Source organism: Bifidobacterium catulorum (assembly GCF_003129925.1).
GTDB lineage: Bacteria > Actinomycetota > Actinomycetes > Actinomycetales > Bifidobacteriaceae > Galliscardovia > Galliscardovia catulorum.
Genome location: NZ_QFFN01000011.1, coordinates 22656 through 44703, shown reverse-complemented (window position 1 = coordinate 44703; position 22048 = coordinate 22656). Strand labels below are relative to the sequence as shown.

Genomic DNA, 22048 nt, shown 5'->3' with positions numbered 1-22048 from the left:
GGGGGAACAATATGTCCCTTTGTCCCTGTATGTGGGACAAAGGGACATCGATGCGATTCCGCTGAATGAGGCTACCCCTCGACGGAGAACAGCGCCCTATGGTCGCCGCGCCGCCTGAACTCGCGGACATAGCCCATGCGCTCCACCGTGGTCTTCGCCAACGGCTCGGGCAGGTCGTCGAGGGGGAACCAGCCGACCTCAAGGCTTTCGTCGTCTCCGACGAACGGTTCCACCTCGCCGCCGTTCTTCGTCGTGCAGAGGAACAGATGGTCCATGTACATGGCCTGGTCGCCGTTCGCGTATGTGATCAGGCGGGTGGAGGATTTGACCGAGACCAGCTCCGTGGGAACGCAGTCCACGCCGGTCTCCTCCTTCACCTCGCGCACCACCGTGACCGCGGGCTCCTCGCCGGGCTCGTTGATGCCGTAGACCATCGCCCACTCACCGGTGTCGGCGCGGCGGCCGAGCAGCACCCGCCCATCGGAGTCCTCCACATAGGCGGAGACGCCGATGAGCCACAGCGGGTCATGGCCGATCCTCCTCCTCAGGTCCAGTATGAATTCCGGGGTCGCCATGTCACTTGTCCTTCCTGGGGGCCTCGCCGATGGAGGCCTGGGCGGCCATCCACGCCTCCACATCGTCGGGCCGCTTCGGAATGTCGCGGCTGATCCATTCGGGGCCGTCCTCGGTCATGAGCACGTCGTCCTCGATGCGGATGCCGATGCCACGGTACTCCGGCGGCACCAGCAGGTCGTTCTCCTTGAAATACAGGCCCGGCTCGATGGTGAACGTGATGCCCGGGGTGATCGGACGCTCCTGATACGACTCGAAGCGCGCCTGCGCGCAGTCATGCACGTCCAGGCCGAGATGATGCGCCACGCCGCAGGCGAGCCAACGGCGATGCTGCTGGCCCTCGGGGGAGAGCGACTCCTCCACGCTCACCGGCAGAATGCCGAATTCGTGCAGCGACTCGGCGATGGAGCGCATCACCGCATCATGGATGTGATGATAGGTCACGCCCGGCCGGGCCGCGTCGAAACCGGCCTGCTGGGCCTTGAGCACCGCCTCGTAGAGCCGGCGCTGGAACGGCGTGAACCTGCCGTTGGTGGGGAAGGTGCGCGTGATGTCGGCCGTGTATAGGCTGTTGACCTCCACGCCGGCGTCGATGAGCAGCAGCTCGCCGCTGCCGATGCTGCCGGTGTTGCGCTCCCAATGCAGCGTGGCGGCGTGCGGGCCGGAGGCCACGATCGTCCCGTATCCCTCGTCGTTGCCCTCCTCTCGGGCGTTCGCGTTGAACGCGCCTTCGAGGATGCGTTCGCCGCGCGGCCTGTCGAGCGCGCGCGGCAGGGCGGCGAGCATGCGGTCGAAGCCCCGTCTGGTGACGGCCACGGCCTTGCGGATCTCGCCCACCTCGTATTCGTCCTTGACCATGCGGGCCTCGGCGGCGAACTCGTGCAGACGGTCATCGGCGGCGCGGTTGCGGTCCGGATCATCCCAGCCGTTCTGCTCGCGGATCCGCTCCACCTCGCCGGTGACCGCGGCGTCCGCCTCGCGGATCACACGCAGCTGCACCGCGCCGGCCTCCGGGCCGACGTCCTTGCTCAGCGCATCGTCGAGCTGCGAGATGTCACGCGTGTCCAATCCGGTCATCGTCGTGAACTCCGACAAGCCGGGGCGTGCGCCAACCCAGTATTCGCCGTAGCCGGAACGGTAGTAGTCCTCGGTGCTCTGATCGGCGCGGGGACGCAGATACAGCGTGGCCGTATGGGTCTTACCCTCCCTCGCCTCCGGGGAGTCCGGTGCCACCGGGTCGAGCACGAGCACGGCGCCTGCCTCGTAATCCTCGCCCAGCCCCGTATAGTAGGCGAATGAGGTGTCGGCGCGGAACGCGTAGTCGCAGTCGTTGTTACGGGCCTTGGGCCGTCCCGCCGGCAACACGATGCGGCTGTCGGGGAATCGCCTGCCCAGGGCTTCGAGACGCGCCGGGACATACCTGCTGGATTCCAGCGGCCCGATGCCCGGGTCCACCTCGCCCCATCCTTCGGTCATGAATGCCTTGAACGATTCGGACCTGGGGGAGAGCGTGCGGTTCGTCACGCGCTCGCCCACCGCCTGCGCCGTCAGCTCTTCCTCATCCGCCTCGTACCGCTTCGCCGCCTGCTGGCGCCTCGCCTCGTCGTCTGCCGACACCTTGGACTCCTTTCGATGAACCACGAATGATACCGTTCATCTTAGGAGCAATCGGACGCGATCCGCGCGAACATGACAGACGTTGTTCCGTAAATCCGCGGTTCCGCGTCCCGGCGAGGGGCGGCGTTCGCCCAGGTCGAAGAGGCGGACGGCGGTCACAGCTGTTGTCTAGAATGCTACGAGCGTTTTTATTCGATGCGCGACAGCAGGCAGTATACGGGAAGGCGTGAAGGCGGAGTATGTCGTTCGAACATCCCAACAGGGAGGGCAAGACCCTCGACGAAGTGTATCGCACGATCATGGGGCGTGCCCCGGAGCATGACTTTGATCCGAAGATCGACCGCATGGCCACGATCATGGACATGCTGGGCAACCCCCAGCAATCGTTCCGTGTGGTGCACATCACCGGCACCAACGGCAAGGGGTCGACGGCCCGCATGGTCGAGTCCCTGTGCCGCCACTACGGTCTTCGCACCGGTCTGTACACCTCCCCGCATGTGGAGAAGGTGACCGAACGCATCCGCATCGACGGCCAGCAGCTCTCCGACGACGAATTCGTCGACATCTGGGATCAGGTGAAGGATTTCATCGACCTGCTCGACGCCAAATCCGCCGAAGTGGGCGATCCGAAGATGAGTTTCTTCGAAGTGCTCACCACCATGGCGTTCTGGGCGTTCGCCGACGCCCCCGTCGACGTGGCCGTCGTCGAGGTCGGCATGGGCGGCCTGTGGGACGCCACCAACGTGCTCGACGGCGACGCCGCAATCATCGGCCCGGTCGACATGGACCACATGCAGTGGCTCGGCGACACCGTCGAGCAGATCGCCGAGCAGAAGGCGGGAATCATCAAATCGAACTCCACGGTGATCGTCGGCCCCCAGCCGCAAGCCGAGGCCGTGATGCCGATCATCGAGAAGACGGCGCACGACAGGCATGCGCAGGGCCTCGTGCGAGACGGCAAGGAGATGGAGGTCGTCTCCCGCATGCCGGCTGTCGGCGGACAGCTCGTCACGCTGCGCACGCCGAACGGACTCTACGAGGACGTGCCCGTCTCCATGTTCGGCGAGCATCAGGCGCACAACGCGCTCAGCGCATTGGCCGCCGCCGAAGTCGTCGTGCCCGTCAACGGGCCGCTCGACGGCGGCGTCGTCGCCGAATCGCTGGGCTCCGTCAAGGTCCCCGGACGCATCGAGGTGGTACGTACCTCGCCGACCATCATCGTGGACGGCGGGCACAACCTCAACGCGGTCACCGCGCTGCGCGACGCCATCGAGGAGAACTTCGACTTCCAGCAGCTCGTCGGCGTGGTCTCCATGATGGCCGACAAGGACGTGGAGGATGTGCTCGGCGTGCTCGAACCCATGCTCGACACCATCGTCGTCACCGAGAACTCGTGGAAGGGTCGCGTCATGTCGGCCGAGGATCTGGAGAAGGTCGCCGTCGACGTGTTCGGGCCGGACCGCGTGATCCGCAAGGACTTCCTGCCCGACGCCATCCAGACCGCGGTAGACCTGGTCGACTCCGCCGACGAGACCGGCGTCGGCTACGGTCACGGCGTGCTCGTCTGCGGCAGCTTCGTCACCGCGGGCGACGCCCGGCACCTGCTCAAGGAACGGCCGAACGAGGATCTTGCCAAGCCGAAGTCCGAACGCGCCGACGGGGAACGGGAGTGAACGCGTCGGCCGCGACGTCACCATCCACGCTTACGGACATTACGCATGAATGCATACGTAACACACGCACATTCGCATATTATGCGTGATGTCCGCATCATCACATAGGCATCACCACATGTATCTCAAGGAACTCACCCTCAAGGGGTTCAAATCCTTCGCCTCGTCCACCACATTGCGGTTCGAGCCGGGAATCACCGCCGTCGTGGGTCCCAACGGATCGGGGAAATCCAACATCGTCGACGCCCTGACCTGGGTCATGGGCGAACAGGGCGCGAAGAACCTGCGCGGAACGTCCATGGAGGACGTCATCTTCGCGGGAAGCGCATCGAGACCGGCACTCGGCCGCGCACAGGTGTCGCTGACCATCGACAACACCGACCGCACGCTCGACATCGACTACACGGAAGTGACGATATCCCGCACCATCTTCCGCAACGGCGGCTCCGAATACGCCATCAACGGCGCGCCGTGCCGTCTGCTCGACATCCAGGAACTGCTCAGCGACACGGGCCTCGGCGCGCAGATGCACGTCATCGTGGGGCAGGGCAGGCTCGACCAGATCCTGCACGCCACGCCGGCCGGGCACCGTGCATTCATCGAAGAGGCCGCCGGCATCCTCAAGCACCGCAGGCGCAAGGAGCGGGCCCTGCGCAAGCTCGCCGCCACCGAAGCGAACCTGGCACGCCTCGACGACCTGCTCGGCGAGATCCGCCGACAGATGAAGCCGCTGGGACGGCAGGCCCGCATCTCACGCAAGGCGGACGTCATCAGGGCGACCCTGCGCGACGCACAGGCAAGGCTGCTCGCCGACGACGCCTCCCAAGTGGTCTCGCGGCGCATCCGCAACCGCGACGAGCTCACCCGCATCCGCGGCGAACTGCGCGGATCGCAGCAGACGCTGGCGGATGTGGGCCTGCGCATCGCAGGAATCGAGGCGCAGACCGGCGAATCCAATCCGGCCATGGCTAGGATCACCGCCATGTGGCATGACATGGGGCAGGTCCAGGAGCGGCTGCGCTCACTGGCCTCGCTCGCCGATGAACGACAGCGTTCCCTGAACGAACAGATCGCCCCGGTCGGAGACGACCCCGGGCCGATGCTCGCCCGGGCCAGTGAACTGGACCGTCAGGCGCAGGCGCAGCGTGGCCTCGCCAACGAGACGAAAACGCGGTTCGACGAGGTCATGAAGGCGCGGACCGATGCCGAAGGCAGGCTGTCGTCGGTTCGCGCCGCAACCGCCGAGCTCCGCAGCAGCGTCCAACGGCAGGAGGCGCGTCTCTCCGGTCTTCGGGAGCTCATCGCACGCGAGGAGGCGACCATCCAATCGATCGAGACGCAGCAGACCGATCTGACCGCGCAGCTGGACTCGTCGGATCGCCGGTTGGAGGAGGCCACGGACTCGCGAAACCGTCTGCGCCGCGCCCTGTCCGATGGTTGGCGGCCTGACGACGGCCGTCTGTCCGAGGCGAAGGCCGCATCGGAACGGTCCCGTGCCGATCTCGACGGCATCGAACGGCGCAAGCGGGAGCTTGATGGCAGAATCATCTCCCTGCAGGCCAAGGCCGACGCGCTCTCCGACACCCTCGAATCGCGCGGCGCATCCCAAGCCGTGCCATCAGGCACCGTGAAGCCGTTGGGGCGTCTCGTCGACTTCCTGCATGTCGACGAGCATTGGGAGGACGCCGTCTCCCGTGCGCTCGGCGCTTTCGCCGACGCCATCGTCGTGCGCGACGACGAGACCATGCTACGAATCCTGGAAACGGCCGAACACGACCGCTCCGGCCGTGCCGTGCTCATCCACGCCACCGACGACGCGACGCGGGCAACGGATGCATCCGCGGGGAATCCGCACACGGCCGGCAACCCACCCGGCCGAAGCCTTGCGGAACTGATCCACACCAATCCGAACGCCCCCGCGGAAACCGTCGGCGACGCCGTCACCGACGCCGCACGCCGACTGGTCATCGACACGGCCGCGGTCCGCACACGCGAGGAAGCTATGGCCGCCATGGCTGCAGGATGGCGCAGGGCGGCCACCGTCACCGGCGAGCTCTTCGCCGCCGGCGTGGCAGCGACCGGTGGAGGGGCCGCGGCCCACAGCGACCTCAGCCTCGCCGCACGACGGGACAAGACGATCGCCCAGGCCGAATCCCTCCGGGAGGAACGGCGGCATCTCGTCGAACTTCTGGACGAAGCCCGACGCGTCAACGATTCCGCGGCGGAACGTGTGCAACGCGAGCAGGCCGCGGCGAACGAACGACGCATCGCGGCCAGTCAGTTGGAGACGCAGCTCGACGCGGCGCAGCGGCGCATCGACGACATCGCCGCCCGGCAATCCGAAACACGCGACCGGCTACATTCCCTCGCCGAAAACGTCGCGGCGCGCCGACGCACCCTCGACGAGCTTCATCGGTCACTGTCCGCGGAACAGCGGCACGACACCGCGCAGGCCGACATCGACGAACTCGCAGAACGCGAGCGGGAGCTCGAATCATCGCTCACGGAACTGCGGCGTACCGAGGCCGACGCCAGACTGCAATGGACCGAGGCCGAACATCGGGTGCAGTCCTACAAGCGGCAGGCCGACCTTCTGCGACACGATGCGAAGCAGGCCGCAGAGCGCCGCGACCGCGTCGAAAAACTCAACCGGCGACGGCGCGAACAGGCCGATCGCGCCGGCTCCATCGCCTCATTGGCGCGAGCCGCCGCGGCACGGCTCGACATACGCATCACCGCCGCGGAACGCAAACGGGACGAGATCCAGCGGGACCTCGACGCCAAGGCGGACGAGCTCGTCAGCCTTCGCGCCCGGCGGGACGAACTCGCCCCCATCGTCGCCAGTCTGCGTGGTCGTGAGCACGAACTCGACCTCGAACGGGAGCGCATCGCCGCCGAATACCGGCAGACGGCGCAGAAGATCGACGATGTCCTCGGGATGAGCGTCGACGACGCCATGCACGAATACGGTCCCGACAAGCCGGTGCCGGTGGCCGGAACCGACGGAGACGGCGGGGAGGAACCCCATACGGAACCGTATTCCCGCGAAGGGCAGGCCACGAGACTCGAACGGGCCAGACGCGACCTCGCCAGACTCGGCAGGGTGAATCCGCTCGCCACCGAGGAGTTCGAGGCGCTGGAAGCACGCAACAAATACCTCAACGACCAGCGCAACGACGTCATCGCCTCCCGCGACGACCTGATGGCGTTGGTCCGTCGTCTCGACTCCACCATGGTCGACGTGTTCCGCAAGGCGTTCGACGACACGGCGACCGCCTTCGAACGGATGTTCTCCATCCTGTTCCCCGGCGGGCATGGCACGCTGAAGCTTGAGGACCCGGACGATCTGCTTACCACCGGCGTGCTCGTGCAGGCAAGGCCGGCCGGCAAACGAGTGAGGCAGCTGAGCCTGCTCTCCGGAGGTGAGCGCTCGCTGACGGCCCTGGCGTTCCTGTTCGCCATATTCACCGCGCGTCCCAGCCCGTTCTACGTGATGGACGAGGTGGAGGCCGCCCTCGACGATGTGAACCTGACCCGACTGCTTGACGCGTTCGACCGGCTGCGCGAACACGCCCAGCTCATTGTCATCACGCATCAGCAGCGCACCATGAGCATCGCCGACGCGCTCTATGGCGTGACGATGCGCGCCGACGGTGTCACCGCGGTGATCTCCCAACGGCTTGACCGTTCGTCGAAGCGCTGAACGACAAGGGTGCCGGGCCTGATCCCCTGGGAAAGCAGACCCGGCACCCTTGTTCGCGTGTCTAGAAGCCGGTGTCGGTGGGCTTGGGATAATACCTGCCGAACTTGCGGTACTGGTTGAGCTCGGATTCGAGGAGATGAAGCCGGCGTTTGAAGCCGGCGTCCCTCGGATTGCGCTGCGGATTGATGCGTCCGGCCTTCTGGAGCCTGCGCACCTGCGCCTTGAGGTCCGGATCCGTCACGTAGCGTAGCAGCAGACGGTCGGGGATGATGGAGTACAGCACCTCGCCGTCGGCCGTGCGTGCGGCCATCGGATGCCCGTCGATCACGTCGGAGACCAGCACCTCCATCGGATTGATGCCGGCGCCGGCCACATAGAAGCTGTTCCTGCCGATGCGCGGGTTGACCTCAAGGAAATAGAACCTGCCGGTGCGCGGGTCGCGTTTGACGTCGAAGTTGGCGAATCCGCGGTAGGGGAGCGATTCGAGGAACCGCTTCGCCGGCCGGAGGATCTCGTCGATCGGCTCGGTGATCATGGCGCATGGGTTGCCCAGGGTGGCGGGATGGTGCTCCTCCAGCAGCACGTGGGCCGAGCACAGCAGCGACACCGTGCCCGTGGAGTCGACGTATGCGGTCACCGAATACATCCCGGTGTCGTCGCCCTCCACAAGCTCCTGCGCCACGAACGTGCCGCGGAACCCCGCGTCGGCCAGCGTGCGCCACAGCGCGGTCAGCTGTTCGTCCGTGTCGATGCGGTACACCTTCTGCCGTCCCTCGAACACCAGGTTCTCGTATTCGGAGCTGTCGGCGGGCTTGGCCACCACGGGGAACGTCAGGTCCGCGGGCGTCGGCTGCGGGGTCCACCCCGCGTCCCCGGCATGGGAGAAGTCCTCATAGAACGACTTCGGCACAGGCATGCCCTGTGCGGTGGCCAGACGTTCGAACTCCTGTTTGTCGCTCACCTTCTCGATGACGTCCAACGGCGGGATCGGTACCACATAGTGGCGCTCCAGCTCCTCGCGGTGCGTGGCCATCACGCGGATGCGCCAGTCGGTGTTGGCCAGCAGCAGCAGTCTGCGCCGGGGATTGCGACGTCTGAGGTCCTCGCCCAGCCGCAGCAGTTCGTCGACCAGCGGGCGCTCCTCGTTGGCCTCGGCGAACTCGTGCCGCGTCAGAATCGACGAATCCCTGATCGCGTTCGGGTTGTATGCGGTCACCATGATAGGTTTGACGCCGTACGCGTCGTTGAGTTCGCGGGCCAGCGCATATGCGCCGAGGTCGCCGCCGAGGATTACCGGCTGGAAGGTTGCCATAGATGATACGTCCTTTGTCGTGTTCCGCTGTCCGTCCGCGGGTTTTGCGACATCCCGGGAGGGGATGCCCCGCCGCGAGGCTCAGGCCATTTTACAATGGTGTCGTTGTCGTCAGGAAAAGAGGATGTATGAATGATCGACCGACGTCTCGGCAGCGTGCCTCAAGGCTGTGCGCCGCTCTCGCCGAACGGACGGGGACGGACGCGGGGGACTGGTTCCCCGTGTTCAAGGCCCGCTATGGCATGCAGACGGTGTTCCGCTCCATCGACGGGCTATATGGCCGTGGGGCGGTGCTGACCCAGCTGTTCACCTGCTGCACCGCCGTCGATCCCATCGTGTGCTGCGGCTTCACGCCCCGGTACGTCGACGTGGACGCCGACACGTTGTCGATCGACGTGGACGCCGCTGGTCGCGCATCGGAGGATTCCGCGCAGGCCCTTCGGGCGGTCGTGCTGCAGCATACGTTCGGACTGCTCGACGACGATTCGTCAAGGAGCCTCGCCGGCCTTGCGTCTAAGCGGGGCGCCCTGGTCATCGAGGATTGCGCGCATTGCGTCACTCGCATGGCCCACACCCCGGGCGGCGAGCCGTTGGCCGATGTGTCCGTGCACTCCTTCGGCGTGGAGAAGATCCTCCCCACACGGTTCGGCGGCGCCATCTGGGTAAATCCGAGGCTGAAGAAGACCGATCCCCGGCTCGACGCCCATCTCCGGCGCCATCTCGACCTCCTGCCATCCCTTCCACGCGGCATCGACGTGGTCACCAGGCTGTATGTGAACGAGAACCGCGTACTGGGCCGGTTGCCCGGTGGATTGGGCGGACGCATGCGTTCGCTGCTGACGGACATCGGGCTGTACGAGCCGCCGATCGCCTCGTCCGAGCGACGCGGAGAGCTTGCCTACGAGCCCATGGGCATGAGTCCGTGGATGATTCGCCGCGCCGTGGCGGGCATCGGCGAATTGGATGCCAACGAGGAGGGGCGCCGTCGTGTGACGGAGATATACCGCATGGGGCTGAGCGACCGCCATGGTCTTCACATCCCCGCCCGGATCCTCGAAGGGGAGGCTCAGCCGCTGCTGCGGTTCCCGCTGTTCGCGCACGACACCATGGAGGCGGAACGCATCATCGCCGCGGTGAGGGCCGTGGGCGGATACGCCGAACGCTGGTATCGCCCCGAGCTGTTCCCCGGCGTCACCGATGAGAGGGCCTACGGGCTTGACGTGCTGGACCGTTCGACGGTGCCGGTCACGGGCAGGCTCGTCGCCGGGGCGGTGAGCCTGCCCACGGAGGTCAGCGACGACAAGGCGGGACGCATCGTGACCGCGGTGCGCAGCGCCGCCGCGTGACGCGCCCCGCTCCCGGCGACGCGGGCTACTTCCTCAGCGCGTCCTTCACGGATTTGGCCACCTTCAGCGAACGGTAGAACGCCTTCTTGATCGGCATGTCGTGACCGGCGGCCACGGGTGTGATCTCATCGGTGAACTTGCACTTGAACTCGTTGAGTCCCTTGAGGCTCGGGGCGAAGTCGGAGCCGATGCCCATGAGGTCGTATTCGGTGATGCCCTGCGAACCCAGCATGCAGCATTCGTTGTACAGCAGCTTGTCGGTCACGTGCAGGCGCATGACCTCGTTGCGCATGCCGGCATAGTAGCGCACCGCATGCGTGCCGTTCACCGTGACGATCGACCAGGCGACCACGCGGTCGTCGATGCGGGCGGCGAACACGCGGCAGTGGTCCGCGCCGAGCGCGCCGATCATGTCGGAGTAGTCGGTGATGGGCGCCGGGGTGAAGCCGTCACGTTTGCCGGTCTCCACCATCACGTCGTAGTATTCGGAGAAGTCCCCGAGCGCCTGGGCGGTCTCGTCCGCGCTCGTGGCAGGGCATTCGCGCAGCGCCTTGCGCACGTCACGGCGTCCTCGGCGCTTCATGCGTTTGAGGATCTCCTCGTCTCCTCCGGTCACATCGATGACCACGGTCTGGTCGTAGGGCACGGTGGACAATACGGTGTCGTAGTCGTCCCCGAACCAGACGTCGAGGCGCACGAACGCCTGACGTTTGTCTTCGGCGTGCACGAAGTCGACGATGGCCTTCACCACGTCGCGTTCCAGCGCTTGCTCGGGCTTGCCCGCCAGCCAGACCGGTCCGTGCATGGAACGCAGGTAATGATAGCCGTGCGTCTCCATGTCGATGAGCAGCAGCACGGCCACCGGTTCGTCGTCGCGCTTCGCGACGAGCACGCCCCATGGCTCACGTCCGGGGATGTCCTTCTGGAATCCCGCCCATACCTCGGTCTGCTCGATCGGCAACGTTACACCGGCCTCCGATGCCAGCCGGTCGCATTCCTCGAACGACGTCTTCTCAACGGAAATCATGAAACCTCCACTCGGGTCTTCCATTCAATGGTTCGCTCAATTCAATGGTCTACTCAACGGCCGCGGAGCGAAACGATCGCGGCACGGACGCGACGGATCCCTCACTTGTCATCGTCCAGGCCGAACAGACGGCCGATGACGCGGTCGTCGCCCTCGAACGGTACGTGCCTGTTATGCTCCTTGATCCAGCGCTCGTCCCCCTTGCCGATGGCAAGGATCACATCGAAACGGTCCTGATGGGCGCGCGCATCGTACACCGCCGTCGTGATGGCGGTCGTACGGTCGGAGATGACCGTCGAGGCGACGTTCCGGTTCGTGATGTAGCCCTGCATCTGCATGCAGATGTCGATGAACGGTTCGGTGTCGGTGTCCTCGGCGGTGAAGATGAAGGCCCCGATGCGGTCCTGCGCCGCCTTGACGATCTCCTCGCGACGGTCGTACGCCTTGTTTCCCGCCGAGCCCGTGACCAACGTGACATAGGGGTTCCTGGCGCCGTACCGTTCGTCCACGAAGTCCAGCAGGGCCGTGACGCTGGCGTAGTTGTGCGCGTAGTCCACGATGGCGAGCGTGTCGCTCTGCGGGTCGGTGAACTGTTCCATGCGTCCGGCGATCCGCACCGATTCGAGGGCGTGCAGCGGTTCCGCATCGTCGATCGGCACGCCGGCCGCGCGGACGATGGCGATTGCCGCCGCCGCGTTGGCGTAGTTGAAGTCGCCGTCGATCGACAGATGGAACCTGCCGAGATCGTCCTTCCCGCACGTGATGTCGAAGTCGATGTGGTCGGCGTCGGCCGGGGCCGCCGTCACGTCGGCGGGCGTGCCGGAACCGTCGGCGCCATGCAGGGCGAACGTGTCGACGTCGATGCCATGCGCCGCGGCGTCCTCGCGCAGCAGGTCGGCATGCATGGCATCGGCGTTCAGCACCAGACGCCTGCTGTTGGCGATCAGCTGGCGCTTGCAGTACAGATAGTCCTCGAACGTGGGATGTTCGATGGGGCTGATGTGGTCGGGGGAGATGTTGAGGAACGCACCGACGTCGAACGTCAGACCGTAGACACGGTCGACCTTGTAGGCCTGCGACGAGACCTCCATGACCAGATACTCCATGCCGTTGTCGACCGCGGCGCGCATCATGCGGAACGCGTCCATCGATTCCGGCGTGGTAAGATCCGACTCCTCGTAATGCCTGCCGTCGAGGCAGTTGTCGACGGAGGAGAACAGCGCGGCCCTGCCGTGGGATACGGCGTTGAGGATGGCCTGGGTGAAGTACGATGTGGTCGTCTTGCCCTTGGTGCCGGTGACGCCGATCACCGTGAGCGAATCCTGGGGGCGGCCGTAGAACTCGGCCGACAGCAGGCTCATGGCCTTGCGCACGTCCTGCACGATGAGCCCCGTCGCCGCGGTCGCGTCGGAGTAGTCGGTCTCCGCCACGTAGCACGGCAGGCCCGCCTCATCGGCCTTCGCCAGGTATTCCGGCTTGAACCGTCCCTTGCAGAACAGCAGCGTGCCCCCGTCGATGGACCGCGAATCGTAGGAGACCGCAGTGAACTCGGTGTCGGGCAGACGCCCCGGGTCGGTGGTCCACGTGGTCGGGGTGATGATTTCGCGGAGCAGATGATGCTTCTTGAGCAGGTCTACGGCCGAAGTGAGTGTAAGGGTCATGTTCTCCATAGTTCTTTCATGCGCCGGTGGGGTATGCATCGTTCGACGTCCGCAGCCGAATGGTCACGGAAACCAACTGCCAGTCTACATCCCGCGTGTCGTCGGGCGATGCCGTACGTGTACCGATTTGGTGATGGCTCGTCGGCGCGGGACTCCGGCCGTGCCTCAGTCGACGGGGAACCAGTCCTCGTGCACGGGTCGGCGGCCGCGGTCGGCGAGCCACCGGTTGAAGGATTCCCTCCACTGCTCGTGGGCGGCCCGCTGCCATGGCATGATCTCGTCGAGGCGCAATGCGGCGACGTCGGCGTGGAGCCGCGTGATGGGTGGCATCAGGTCCACGGCGGCCACGGTGTCGGCCGTGGCGTCGTGGAAATCGCCGTGCGGGACGACCCCGTAGTATTCCGTCGTCGCGGTGAGCGTGCGTTTGCCGCCTCGGTGGGACACCTTGCGGTCGATGACCAGCGGGTCGACGACGCGGATGCCTCCGTTGAGGCGTTTCGCAAGCGGGGCGAGCCCCCAACGTCGCAGATCGCCTTCGAGCATGTGCACGTCGAACGGGGCGTTGTATGCGAGCAGCGGAATGCCCTTGTTCTGTGCGGCCGCCACGATGCCGGCGATCCGTTCGACGAGTTCGACCGGGTCTCCGCCGTTGGCCTGGAGGAACTCGTCGGTGAATCCGTTGACGCGGGATGCGCCGGGGGAGATGGGCCGATGCGGGTCGATGAGCCATTCGCCGATGACGTCGCCGTCATGCCCCTTCTCAGGATCGCGCAGGACGAGCGTGGCCGAACAGATGGCGTCCCTGCCGGGGGCGACGCCCGTGGTCTCCGTGTCGAATCCGAGCAGCCACGATTGCGCAAGCGTGCAATCGTCGGGCTGCGGGGATGCGTTGTCAATAGCCTGAAGCAAATCGGTCATGTACGGTATTGTCGGGACGTAGCGCGACAAATACGGGTCCGGCGCGATCCGACGTGGCACAATGGAGTCGTGGTTGATGCGAAGACTCTCGGAGCGACGGGGAACGGCGCGAGGCGCGCCGAATTCGAACGGCTTGCCATGCCCGTGGTCGACGGGCTCTACCGGCAGGCCATGAAGCTCACCAACAATCCCGACGATGCGCAGGATCTGGTGCAGGACACGTTCGAGCGGGCGTACAAGCACTATGGCTCGTTCAAGCAGGGCACGAACTTCGCCGCGTGGATGACCACCATCGAACGCAACCTCTATTTCAACCAGTATCAGAAGGCAAAGCGCCGCCCCCTGCGGGCCAACGATTCGACCGGCGAATACGACGACTGGGACATCTACTCCGCGTCCGAGCACAGCTCGGAGGGACTCAAATCCGCCGAGGAGACGTATCAGGACGCGTTCGCGCCCGAGGAGATCATGGCGGCCCTGGACAAGCTCAGCCCCGAGCGCCGACAGGTGTTCATCGATGCGGCGATCGACGGCAAGTCGTACCAGCAGGTGGCCGACGAGCAGGGGGTGAAGATCGGCACGGTGATGAGCCGGCTCAACCGTGCACGGGCCCAGCTCAAGCAGCAGCTCGCATCCTACGCCCGCGAACGCGGGTACGGCGGCGAATCCGGGCGCGGGAGACGGGCGGTTTCACCGACCGCGAACGACGGGGGACGCCGTCCGGGCGATAATGGAGGCGGAACCGCCCCGCGCGGCGTCGCCTTGCACGAGAGCGTCGCGGCGAACAGGAACGACGGCGGGAACGGCGAGAAAGGGAAGCGATGATGAACGGGCATGTGGAACGTCATACCAGCGTGAGCGTCACCGGCGACGCTTCCGGCAACATACGGCGCACGGTGGTGGAGGAGACGGTCGTCCGGGTCGACGGGGCCGATGACGCTCCTGCATCCCCCTCCGGTTCGGATGCGGCGGGCGTCACGGGTGACTGTTTTGACATCGACGCGTGCTGCGATGCGCGGGAGAAGGCCATGATCCAGGCGTTGCGCGCCTATCTGCGGCCGGTCAACGCCCCGGAATGCCTCATAGAACGGCTTCACCGCTGCATCCAGTCCGCGGCGCAGGAGGGTGTGTCGCATCCCGGTTTTCATCGGCATCAGTGAACCGGCATCAGTGAACCGGCATCGGCGGCCACTGTCGGCGGCCACGGGCGGTGCGGGGCAGGTCATGCGCCCCGCTGGCGGACGGGTATGGACGGGTATGAAAAAGGCCCCACGGTGATCCATAGGGAATCCGTGGAGCCTTTGAGCTCGAATGAAGCCTGAGCGAATCAGGCGTTCGGCCTCTTGCCGTGGTTTGCAGCCTTCTTGCGGCGGTCACGACGCAGACGTCCGCGCTTGCCCATGTTGGACTCCTTTACTTTGATAGATAAGCCTTGTGGATTATCTCACACATCGCACCAGTTTACAACCTGGGGCGGAAAACGTGGACGCGACGGTCGGATCAGACCTCGGCGGCGCTGATGAACAGCTTCGTCTCGCTCGTCTCGCCCGGCTTGATGACGATGAGGTCCTTGCCGGTGTTGAAGGCGTTGGCGTAGGCGGTCTGCGGCTCGACGGCGGTTCCGGCAGGATGCTGGAACGCCGGGAAGCCGGTGCCGGTGCACACCTGGAAGGAGGTGATGGTCTCGTCGCCGCCGACCTTGATCTGCAGGCCGTCGGGGCGGGTGAACGTCGCGTGCGCGCCGCCGTCGGCGTCGCGGTGCAGGTCGGTCCATGCGTCGTCGAACGGCTGGTTGACGAGCAGCGGGTCGTCGCGCAGGTCGTACTTGGTGCCGTCCACGGCCTCGGTGCCGGTGGGGATGAGGTTCTCGTCCACGGTCACGTGCGTGTCGGCGGGGACCGTCAGATGGCACTGGGCGTTGTGGCCGTCGATCTCGTCGCCGTAGCCGTTGAAGCCGTTGTCGAGCCAAGGATGGATGGCCAGGGCCCACGGGGCGTTCGCGTCGCCGTTGTTGTAGGCGCTCACCGTGATGTGCAGGCCGTCCTCGGCGAGCTCGTGCTTCGCGGTGACGATCACGTCGAACGGGTATCCGTTCATGTTCGGCACGCGCCACGACTGCGTGACGGATGATTCGGTGAGCTCCTCAAGCTTCCAGTAGGAGCGGTAGCCGTAGCCGTGGATGGCGGTGTTGCGCTCATGCTCGTCGATCGGCAGCTCATAGGTCTTGCCCTCGAACGTGTAGGTGCCGGCCTCGATGCGGTTCGGGAAGGGGACGAGCAGCTGCCCGTGGCAGCAGGTGATCGGATCGTCCGGCCCAAGCGGAACGATCAGGTTCTTGCCCTTGTACGTCACCTTGCGCATGTCGGCGCCAAGCTCGGTGATGACGGCCTTGTAGTCGCCGTATGAAATCGAATACTGCTGGCCGGTGCGCGGAGGCAGGTTCTTTGCCATGATCACATCACTCCCATAGTGAATCGTGCGGTTGGACGAATGGTATCGTCATCGCCCAAGTCTACCCCGTGGAATCCCGATGCCCTACTATGTTATGAGTTCGTTATGATGGACGTTCGTGGAAGGCGGCGACATGGGAAATCGAATCGTTCTGGCCGATCCCCGGGGCTTCTGCGCGGGGGTCGACCGGGCCATCCAGACCGTGGAGACGATACTGCGGACCGCGCACGGCTCCTCGCTGCCCGAAGGCGTGCCTCCGGTCTACGTGCGCCGCCAGATCGTGCACAACCGCCACGTGGTGGGCGACCTCGCCGCGCAGGGGGCGGTGTTCGTCGAGGAGCTGGACGAGATCCCCGACTCCGCCGTCGAGCACGGCGTGCCCGTCGTGTTCTCCGCCCACGGCGTCTCGCCCGCGATCCAGCGTGAGGCGAAGCGGCGCGGCATGCATGTGGTGGACGCCACCTGCCCGTTGGTGAGCAAGGTCCATCGCGAGGTGCTGCGCTACGTGCGCGAAGGCTATGAGATCGTCTACATCGGCCATCGCGGGCACGACGAGGCGGTCGGCGTGGTGGGGGAGTCCCCGGAGCACGTGCATCTGGTCGAGCATGCCGCCGACGTGGAGGCCCTTGGATTCGGCCCGGAGACGAAACTCGTCTACCTTTCGCAGACCACGCTGTCCATCGACGAGACCCGCGCGGTCATCGAGGCGTTGAAGACGCGCTTCCCCTGGATCATCGAGCCGCCGAGCTCCGATATCTGCTACGCCACGCAGAACCGTCAGACCGCGGTGAAGTCGGTGGCCGAGCAATCCGACTGCGTGGTGGTCGTGGGATCGTCGAACTCCTCGAACTCCGTGCGTCTCATGGAGGTCGCCGAGCAGGCGCTCGCCGGCCGAGGCCACGCCCACCGCGTGGACGACGCCGGCGAGCTGGATCCGTCATGGTTCGACGGCGTCGGAACGGTGGGCGTCACGTCGGGCGCATCCGTACCCGAGGAGCTGGTGTCCGGGGTCGTGCAGGCGCTGCGCCCGTTGGGGTATGACGACGTGTCCTACGTGACCACCACGAAGGAGCGGATGCATTTCGTACTGCCGGCGGAACTGCGCAAGGCGGGGCGGCGGCCGTAGCCCCGAGGCCCGTCACCAGGTGGCGATGGGGGCGACGACGGCGTCGAGCACGGAGACCAGGTCGCGCGGGTCCACGCCGACGCTCAATCCCCGCTTGCCTCCCGACACCAGGATCTCCCCGAATTCGAGCGCGCCCTCGTCCAGCACCGTGCGATGCCGCGTCTTCTGTCCGAGCGGCGAGATGCCGCCGACCACGTATCCGGTCTGGCGCATGGCCTTCTTCGGGTCGGCCATCGCCGCCTTTTTCGCCCCCACGGCGGCGGCCAGCGCCTTCATGTCAAGATGCCCGCTCACCGGGACGACGCCGGTCACCAGTTCGTCGCCGGTGTCGGCAAGCAGCGTCTTGTACACCTGATGGCGGTCGAAACCCAGTTTCTCCGCGGCCTCGACGCCATAGCCGTCGTCCATGTGGTCGTTGGAATGCTCGTACTCGTACAGGCGGAACTCCACCCCGGCGCGCTCCAACTGGAGCGTCGCCGGCGTGGACCCCTTGCCCTTGTCATGTTTTTTCCTGCCCATGGGCACAGTAATACACGCCGCCGCGAATCTTGCCGTTCCGTCGTCCGGGGCTGTCGTGGGCGAATGCGCCATTTTCACGACATGTGGAATAAAACAATGAACAAACTTTCAGCGTAAAGGACCAAAAAGTACAGAATATCCAGTAGGATGAGAGGCGTTGGCAACAGCTGGCACAAGCATGTGAGCGTACGCACAGCGCCGTTCCCACGTTTGGGCAACTTCCATTCAGGAGATACATAAATGACAGTAAAGATTGGTATCAACGGCTTTGGCCGCATCGGTCGTCTCGCTTTCCGCCGCATCTTCGAGCTGCAGGCTCGCGGTGGCCAGGCCGGTGATATTGAAGTCGCCGCCATCAACGATTTGACCACCCCGGCCACCCTGGCCTACCTGCTGAAGTACGACAGCACCCACGGCACCTTCCGTCACGATGACGGCACCCCGGTCGAGGTCACCTCCACCGACACCTCCATCGTCGTGGACGGCAAGGAATACACCGTGTACGCCGAGAAGGACGCTAACAACATCCCGTGGGTCAAGAACGACGGTGTCGAGTACGTGCTTGAGTGCACCGGCTTCTACACCTCCGCCGAGAAGTCCCAGGCCCACATCAACGCCGGCGCCAAGAAGGTCCTCATCTCCGCCCCGGCCAAGGACGACACCACCCCGACCGTCGTGTTCGGCGTGAACCACGAGATTCTCAAGCCGACCGACGTCATCGTCTCCGCCGGCTCCTGCACCACCAACTCCATGGCCGCCATGGTCAAGCTGCTGAACGAGAAGTTCGGCATCAAGGCCGGCTTCATGACCACCATCCACGCCTACACCGGCACCCAGATGATCCTCGACGGCCCGCGCGGCACCAAGACCGGCCGCAACCTGCGTGCCGCCGGCATCAACACCATCGCCCACTCCACCGGCGCCGCCAAGGCCATCGGCAAGGTCGTCCCGGAGGTCAACGGCAAGCTGCAGGGCCACGCCCAGCGCATCCAGGTCCCGGACGGCTCCGTCACCGAGCTGACCTCCGTGCTGGAGAAGCCCGCCACCGCCGACGAGATCAACGAGGCCTTCAAGGCCGCCTTCTCCGACACCGACTACTTCGGCTACAACGATGAGGGCATCGTCTCCTCCGACATCCTCGGCGACACCCACGGTGGCGTCTTCGACCCGACCCAGACCGACGTCAACTCCGTCGACGGCGTGACCCTGGCCCGTACGGTCACCTTCTACGACAACGAGTACGGCTTCACCTCCAACATGATCCGTACCCTGCTGTACTTCGCCGAGATCTCCGAGTGAGAACGGCGAGGCGACGGTAGCCTCGTATCGTAAGGAAAGCGAAACGGCCCTCCCCTCATGGGGAAGGGCCGTTTTTCGTCTTCGGTGCCGGACGTCGGCCGCCGCGGGTCAGTCCCGCACCAGCGTCTGCTCCCACTGCGCCTCGCGGAAGCCGACGAGCACGGTCGGCGAATCCCCATCGGCGCCGGGAACGACGAGCAGGGGCCTGCGTACCAGCATCCCATCGGTGGCGAGCAGTTCGATGGCCTCCGCGTCGCTCAGCCCCGGCAGCCGGTCCTTGAGCCTCATGGCGCGATACAGCTGGCCGGAGGTGTTGAAGAACCGGCGAATGGGCAGGCCGCTGGCCCGGTGCCAGAAGGCGAGTTCGTCCGCGTTCGGATTGTCCTCCCTGATGTCGCGCTCCCTGTAGGCGATGCCGTGTCCGTCCAGCCACGCGCGGGCCCTGGCGCATGTGGAGCAGCGTGCGTAGCAGATGAACAATGGCTCGGTCATGATGCACTCCTTTCGTCTCCGGCCCCGCAGGCCGGTCGTATTCTCTTTCTCCGCGCCAGAAGATTCGACACATGGGTGTCGATGGCGCCCAACGCGTCCGGTCCTTCCGGCCCGCGACTCGTCCGCCATCCGGGTTCGGGTGCCGCAAGCGGGTAGGTGACGGCCAGCGTGCCGTCGGCCACGGTGATGACGGCGTCGGCGGAGTCGAGGAACTCGTTGCTCACCCCCAACGCACGCGTGTTGCGTAGCTGTGCGTCATCGATCTCGTATTTCAACCCCCGTATGGATACGTGCCTTGCCACATCCGAGTGGGCGAGCACCGATACCATACGTCCGGCCCCCTCAGGCGGGTCCCATGCGGGGAAGGACAGCGTCGCATCGGTGATCGCCGTCGCGACGAAGCCGTCGCCGTACAGGAATCCGATGCCGCCGTGACGGGAGATCCGCGCCAGCATCTGCATGTTGGCCAGTGTGTGGTCGAGCCGCCCTCCAAGTCCGCCGAAGATGTGGAACCGGCGCAGGCCACGCGACCATCCGAGTTTCACGGCGGCGAGCATGTCGGTGTCGTCCTTCTCGCTTGGCAGACGCATGACGCCGTCGCCTCGGACGTATTCGAGGGATTCGCCGGCTACGGAGTCGAAGTCGCCGATGACCTCGTCCGGGGTGATGCCCAGCGGACTGGCATGGTCGAATCCGCCGTCGGCGGCGATCACATGGGCTCCCCGGGGGATGCGCGGGGTCCCGTCGTAGTATTCGCCGGCGCCGAGGATGAGGCATTGGTCGTTTGTCGCCCCTTGGTCGTCGGTCGTTTGTCGTCCCTCGGTCGTCATGGTGCAGTCGTCTTTCAGCATGCCGGTCATCGGATGTTCTCGGATTGGCTGGGGAACATCGTCGCCAGAGCGAACGCGATGAAACGGTCCAACGGCATGCGGTTGCCGGAGCTCAGCCACGCCGATACGACGGCGATCAATCCCGCCAGATAGAACTGCTTGAGCAGGTCCCGTTCGTCCCTTGTCATCTCCACCGACTGCGTGATGCCGAGATAGCGGTCGACCAACGGCCACAGCAGCTCCTTGAACCTGGTCACGAACGTCGGGTCGCCATGGTCGCTGAGCAGCACCGACATGTACGCCGAATGCGATTTCGCCATCGTCAGGATCGTGCCCATGTTCGACGCGATGTCGATGCGTCCCTCCTGGGCGAGCATGTCGTCGATGAGGTCCTCGACGATGTTGAGCAGACTGTCCTCGATCTGGGAGAACATGTCGTTCACGTCGCGATAGTACAGATAGAACGTGCCGCGGTTGTAGCCCGCGATCTCGGTGATCTCCCTGACGGTGATCTTGTCGATGGGCCGGGTGCGATAGAGCTTCCAGAACGCCTTGCACAGATTGGCTTTGGTGCGTTCCGTCACTTGAGGCTGTTTCTTCATCATATGCTCCGTTCTGCATGGCCGACGCCCGCATGGGCCGGCACGTCATCGCTCAACATCGTTCGGCGGCGATGTCGATTGATGGGCTCGTCCGTTGGCGATATCGTGATTGTATAACACAACATGATGTGTAGTGATGATTGTTCCGGGAGACGGGGGCGGCATGGCAACGACGGAGGACAAGGCGGTTCGGACGGCGTACATCGACTTCGCCGGCGTGACGAAACGGTACGGCACCGGCGCCGCCGCCATCACGGCGCTCGACCATGCGACGTTCGGCGTGGGCAGAGGGGAGCTTGCCGTCATCCTCGGCGCGTCCGGGGCGGGCAAGACCACGGCGCTGAACATCCTCGGCGGCATGGACCGCGCCACATCCGGTTCGGTGACCGTGGACGGGCGCGACGTGACCAGGTTCGACGAGGACGAGCTCGTGGACTACCGGCGGGCCGACGTGGGCTTCGTGTTCCAGTTCTACAACCTCGTGCCCAACCTCACCGCCCTCGAAAACGTGGAGCTCGCCTCGCAGATCTGCGAGAACGCGCTCGACCCGGCCGAGACCCTCGACAAGGTCGGCCTCGGCGAACGTCTCGGCAACTTCCCCGCACAGCTGTCCGGCGGCGAACAGCAGCGCGTGGCCATCGCCCGCGCGATCGCCAAGAACCCGAAGCTGCTACTGTGCGACGAGCCGACCGGCGCGCTCGACTACGCCACCGGCAAGCAGATCCTCCAGCTCCTGCAGGACACCTGCCGCCGCGACGGCATCACCGTGCTCGTCATCACCCACAACTCCGCGCTCGCGCCGATGGCGGACCGGGTCATACGGTTCCGTTCGGGCAGGGTGGTCGACGAGTCCGTCAATCCGGAGCCCGTACCGATATCCCGGATCGAATGGTAGGGGG

General features: G+C 65.4%; 20 protein-coding genes. 8 read left to right on the top strand and 12 right to left on the bottom strand.

Going from position 1 to position 22048, the window contains the following annotated elements; translation table 11 throughout:
* Window positions 1-71: 71 nt before the first annotated feature.
* On the bottom strand, window positions 72-575 hold the full coding sequence (locus DF200_RS05465) for an NUDIX hydrolase (RefSeq protein WP_109137271.1): 504 nt from the start codon (window positions 573-575) through the stop codon (window positions 72-74).
* Between the two features lies 1 nt (window position 576).
* The gene (locus DF200_RS05460) at window positions 577-2190 is read right to left on the bottom strand and encodes an aminopeptidase P family protein (protein ID WP_170112483.1); all 1614 of its coding nucleotides are present in this window, start codon (window positions 2188-2190) and stop codon (window positions 577-579) included.
* A gap of 239 nt (window positions 2191-2429) precedes the next feature.
* Here DF200_RS05460 and DF200_RS05455 point away from each other — a divergent pair, with 239 nt between their 5' ends.
* Entirely contained in the window at window positions 2430-3863 is a 1434-nt protein-coding gene (locus tag DF200_RS05455; protein WP_109137270.1) for a bifunctional folylpolyglutamate synthase/dihydrofolate synthase, read from the top strand.
* A 118-nt stretch (window positions 3864-3981) separates the two neighbouring features.
* Window positions 3982-7566: a chromosome segregation protein SMC gene (smc, locus tag DF200_RS05450; RefSeq protein WP_109137269.1), complete on the top strand. Its 3585-nt coding sequence runs from the start codon at window positions 3982-3984 to the stop codon at window positions 7564-7566.
* A gap of 61 nt (window positions 7567-7627) precedes the next feature.
* On the opposite strand, the gene DF200_RS05445 is transcribed toward smc, so the two are convergent.
* Window positions 7628-8878, bottom strand: coding sequence for a carboxylate--amine ligase (locus DF200_RS05445; protein WP_109137268.1), 1251 nt, complete (start codon window positions 8876-8878; stop codon window positions 7628-7630).
* A 128-nt stretch (window positions 8879-9006) separates the two neighbouring features.
* Between DF200_RS05445 and DF200_RS05440 the strand changes: the two genes are divergently transcribed.
* Complete coding sequence (locus tag DF200_RS05440) at window positions 9007-10224, top strand: DegT/DnrJ/EryC1/StrS family aminotransferase (protein ID WP_109137267.1); 1218 nt, start codon at window positions 9007-9009, stop codon at window positions 10222-10224.
* A 25-nt stretch (window positions 10225-10249) separates the two neighbouring features.
* Here DF200_RS05440 and DF200_RS05435 read toward each other — a convergent pair whose 3' ends face one another.
* The 3 genes from DF200_RS05435 to DF200_RS05425 all read right to left on the bottom strand — a co-directional run bounded on the left by DF200_RS05435 (window position 10250) and on the right by DF200_RS05425 (window position 13830).
* A complete protein-coding gene (locus tag DF200_RS05435; RefSeq protein WP_109137266.1) occupies window positions 10250-11251 on the bottom strand; it encodes a lipid II:glycine glycyltransferase FemX in 1002 nt (333 codons plus the stop codon).
* A gap of 101 nt (window positions 11252-11352) precedes the next feature.
* Window positions 11353-12912 carry a UDP-N-acetylmuramoyl-L-alanyl-D-glutamate--2,6-diaminopimelate ligase gene (locus DF200_RS05430; protein ID WP_109137288.1) on the bottom strand — a complete coding sequence of 520 codons (1560 nt, stop codon included), beginning with the start codon at window positions 12910-12912 and terminating at the stop codon, window positions 11353-11355.
* 165 nt (window positions 12913-13077) lie between these two features.
* Window positions 13078-13830 carry an exonuclease domain-containing protein gene (locus tag DF200_RS05425; RefSeq protein ID WP_109137265.1) on the bottom strand — a complete coding sequence of 251 codons (753 nt, stop codon included), beginning with the start codon at window positions 13828-13830 and terminating at the stop codon, window positions 13078-13080.
* A 138-nt stretch (window positions 13831-13968) separates the two neighbouring features.
* Here DF200_RS05425 and DF200_RS05420 point away from each other — a divergent pair, with 138 nt between their 5' ends.
* Complete coding sequence (locus DF200_RS05420; protein WP_109137287.1) at window positions 13969-14655, top strand: sigma-70 family RNA polymerase sigma factor; 687 nt, start codon at window positions 13969-13971, stop codon at window positions 14653-14655.
* Complete coding sequence (locus DF200_RS05415) at window positions 14652-14990, top strand: hypothetical protein (RefSeq protein ID WP_241520140.1); 339 nt, start codon at window positions 14652-14654, stop codon at window positions 14988-14990. Before DF200_RS05420 ends, DF200_RS05415 begins: the two co-directional genes overlap by 4 nt.
* Window positions 14991-15157: 167 nt before the next feature.
* On the opposite strand, the gene DF200_RS11350 is transcribed toward DF200_RS05415, so the two are convergent.
* Window positions 15158-15232, bottom strand: coding sequence for a 50S ribosomal protein bL37 (locus tag DF200_RS11350; RefSeq protein WP_369299097.1), 75 nt, complete (start codon window positions 15230-15232; stop codon window positions 15158-15160).
* 98 nt (window positions 15233-15330) lie between these two features.
* The gene (locus DF200_RS05410; RefSeq protein WP_109137286.1) at window positions 15331-16284 is read right to left on the bottom strand and encodes an aldose 1-epimerase family protein; all 954 of its coding nucleotides are present in this window, start codon (window positions 16282-16284) and stop codon (window positions 15331-15333) included.
* 130 nt (window positions 16285-16414) lie between these two features.
* Between DF200_RS05410 and DF200_RS05405 the strand changes: the two genes are divergently transcribed.
* Window positions 16415-17407, top strand: coding sequence for a 4-hydroxy-3-methylbut-2-enyl diphosphate reductase (locus DF200_RS05405; protein WP_109137285.1), 993 nt, complete (start codon window positions 16415-16417; stop codon window positions 17405-17407).
* Between the two features lie 12 nt (window positions 17408-17419).
* Here the strand turns inward: DF200_RS05405 and ybaK are convergent, their stop codons facing one another.
* Entirely contained in the window at window positions 17420-17926 is a 507-nt protein-coding gene (gene ybaK, locus DF200_RS05400) for a Cys-tRNA(Pro) deacylase (RefSeq protein WP_109137264.1), read from the bottom strand.
* Between the two features lie 240 nt (window positions 17927-18166).
* Between ybaK and gap the strand changes: the two genes are divergently transcribed.
* Complete coding sequence (gene gap, locus DF200_RS05395) at window positions 18167-19225, top strand: type I glyceraldehyde-3-phosphate dehydrogenase (RefSeq protein WP_109137263.1); 1059 nt, start codon at window positions 18167-18169, stop codon at window positions 19223-19225.
* 108 nt (window positions 19226-19333) lie between these two features.
* Here gap and DF200_RS05390 read toward each other — a convergent pair whose 3' ends face one another.
* Genes DF200_RS05390 through DF200_RS05380 form a run of 3 tightly spaced genes read right to left on the bottom strand, consistent with a single transcriptional unit; the run spans window position 19334 to window position 21152 of the window.
* On the bottom strand, window positions 19334-19717 hold the full coding sequence (locus tag DF200_RS05390) for an arsenate reductase family protein (protein WP_109137262.1): 384 nt from the start codon (window positions 19715-19717) through the stop codon (window positions 19334-19336).
* On the bottom strand, window positions 19714-20547 hold the full coding sequence (locus DF200_RS05385; RefSeq protein ID WP_109137284.1) for a thiamine diphosphokinase: 834 nt from the start codon (window positions 20545-20547) through the stop codon (window positions 19714-19716). Before DF200_RS05385 ends, DF200_RS05390 begins: the two co-directional genes overlap by 4 nt.
* A gap of 26 nt (window positions 20548-20573) precedes the next feature.
* Window positions 20574-21152, bottom strand: a complete 579-nt coding sequence (locus DF200_RS05380; protein WP_206603418.1) for a TetR/AcrR family transcriptional regulator — start codon at window positions 21150-21152, stop codon at window positions 20574-20576.
* 160 nt (window positions 21153-21312) lie between these two features.
* Here DF200_RS05380 and DF200_RS05375 point away from each other — a divergent pair, with 160 nt between their 5' ends.
* Window positions 21313-22044, top strand: a complete 732-nt coding sequence (locus tag DF200_RS05375; RefSeq protein ID WP_109137261.1) for an ABC transporter ATP-binding protein — start codon at window positions 21313-21315, stop codon at window positions 22042-22044.
* Window positions 22045-22048: the final 4 nt, after the last annotated feature.

Excerpts from the sequence above, each read along its gene's own strand:
- DF200_RS05390 (WP_109137262.1), bottom strand. The coding sequence starts at position 19,717 with ATGACCGAGCCATTGTTCATCTGCTACGCACGCTGCTCCACATGCGCC.
- DF200_RS05415 (WP_241520140.1), top strand. The coding sequence starts at position 14,652 with ATGATGAACGGGCATGTGGAACGTCATACCAGCGTGAGCGTCACCGGC.
- DF200_RS05375 (WP_109137261.1), top strand. The coding sequence starts at position 21,313 with ATGGCAACGACGGAGGACAAGGCGGTTCGGACGGCGTACATCGACTTC.
- DF200_RS05430 (WP_109137288.1), bottom strand. The coding sequence starts at position 12,912 with ATGACCCTTACACTCACTTCGGCCGTAGACCTGCTCAAGAAGCATCAT.
- ybaK (WP_109137264.1), bottom strand. The coding sequence starts at position 17,926 with ATGGGCAGGAAAAAACATGACAAGGGCAAGGGGTCCACGCCGGCGACG.
- DF200_RS05445 (WP_109137268.1), bottom strand. The coding sequence starts at position 8,878 with ATGGCAACCTTCCAGCCGGTAATCCTCGGCGGCGACCTCGGCGCATAT.
- DF200_RS05380 (WP_206603418.1), bottom strand. The coding sequence starts at position 21,152 with ATGATGAAGAAACAGCCTCAAGTGACGGAACGCACCAAAGCCAATCTG.
- DF200_RS05420 (WP_109137287.1), top strand. The coding sequence starts at position 13,969 with ATGCCCGTGGTCGACGGGCTCTACCGGCAGGCCATGAAGCTCACCAAC.
- DF200_RS05440 (WP_109137267.1), top strand. The coding sequence starts at position 9,007 with ATGAATGATCGACCGACGTCTCGGCAGCGTGCCTCAAGGCTGTGCGCC.
- DF200_RS05385 (WP_109137284.1), bottom strand. The coding sequence starts at position 20,547 with ATGACGACCGAGGGACGACAAACGACCGACGACCAAGGGGCGACAAAC.
- gap (WP_109137263.1), top strand. The coding sequence starts at position 18,167 with ATGACAGTAAAGATTGGTATCAACGGCTTTGGCCGCATCGGTCGTCTC.
- DF200_RS05405 (WP_109137285.1), top strand. The coding sequence starts at position 16,415 with ATGGGAAATCGAATCGTTCTGGCCGATCCCCGGGGCTTCTGCGCGGGG.
- DF200_RS05465 (WP_109137271.1), bottom strand. The coding sequence starts at position 575 with ATGGCGACCCCGGAATTCATACTGGACCTGAGGAGGAGGATCGGCCAT.
- DF200_RS05425 (WP_109137265.1), bottom strand. The coding sequence starts at position 13,830 with ATGACCGATTTGCTTCAGGCTATTGACAACGCATCCCCGCAGCCCGAC.
- DF200_RS05455 (WP_109137270.1), top strand. The coding sequence starts at position 2,430 with ATGTCGTTCGAACATCCCAACAGGGAGGGCAAGACCCTCGACGAAGTG.
- smc (WP_109137269.1), top strand. The coding sequence starts at position 3,982 with ATGTATCTCAAGGAACTCACCCTCAAGGGGTTCAAATCCTTCGCCTCG.
- DF200_RS05435 (WP_109137266.1), bottom strand. The coding sequence starts at position 11,251 with ATGATTTCCGTTGAGAAGACGTCGTTCGAGGAATGCGACCGGCTGGCA.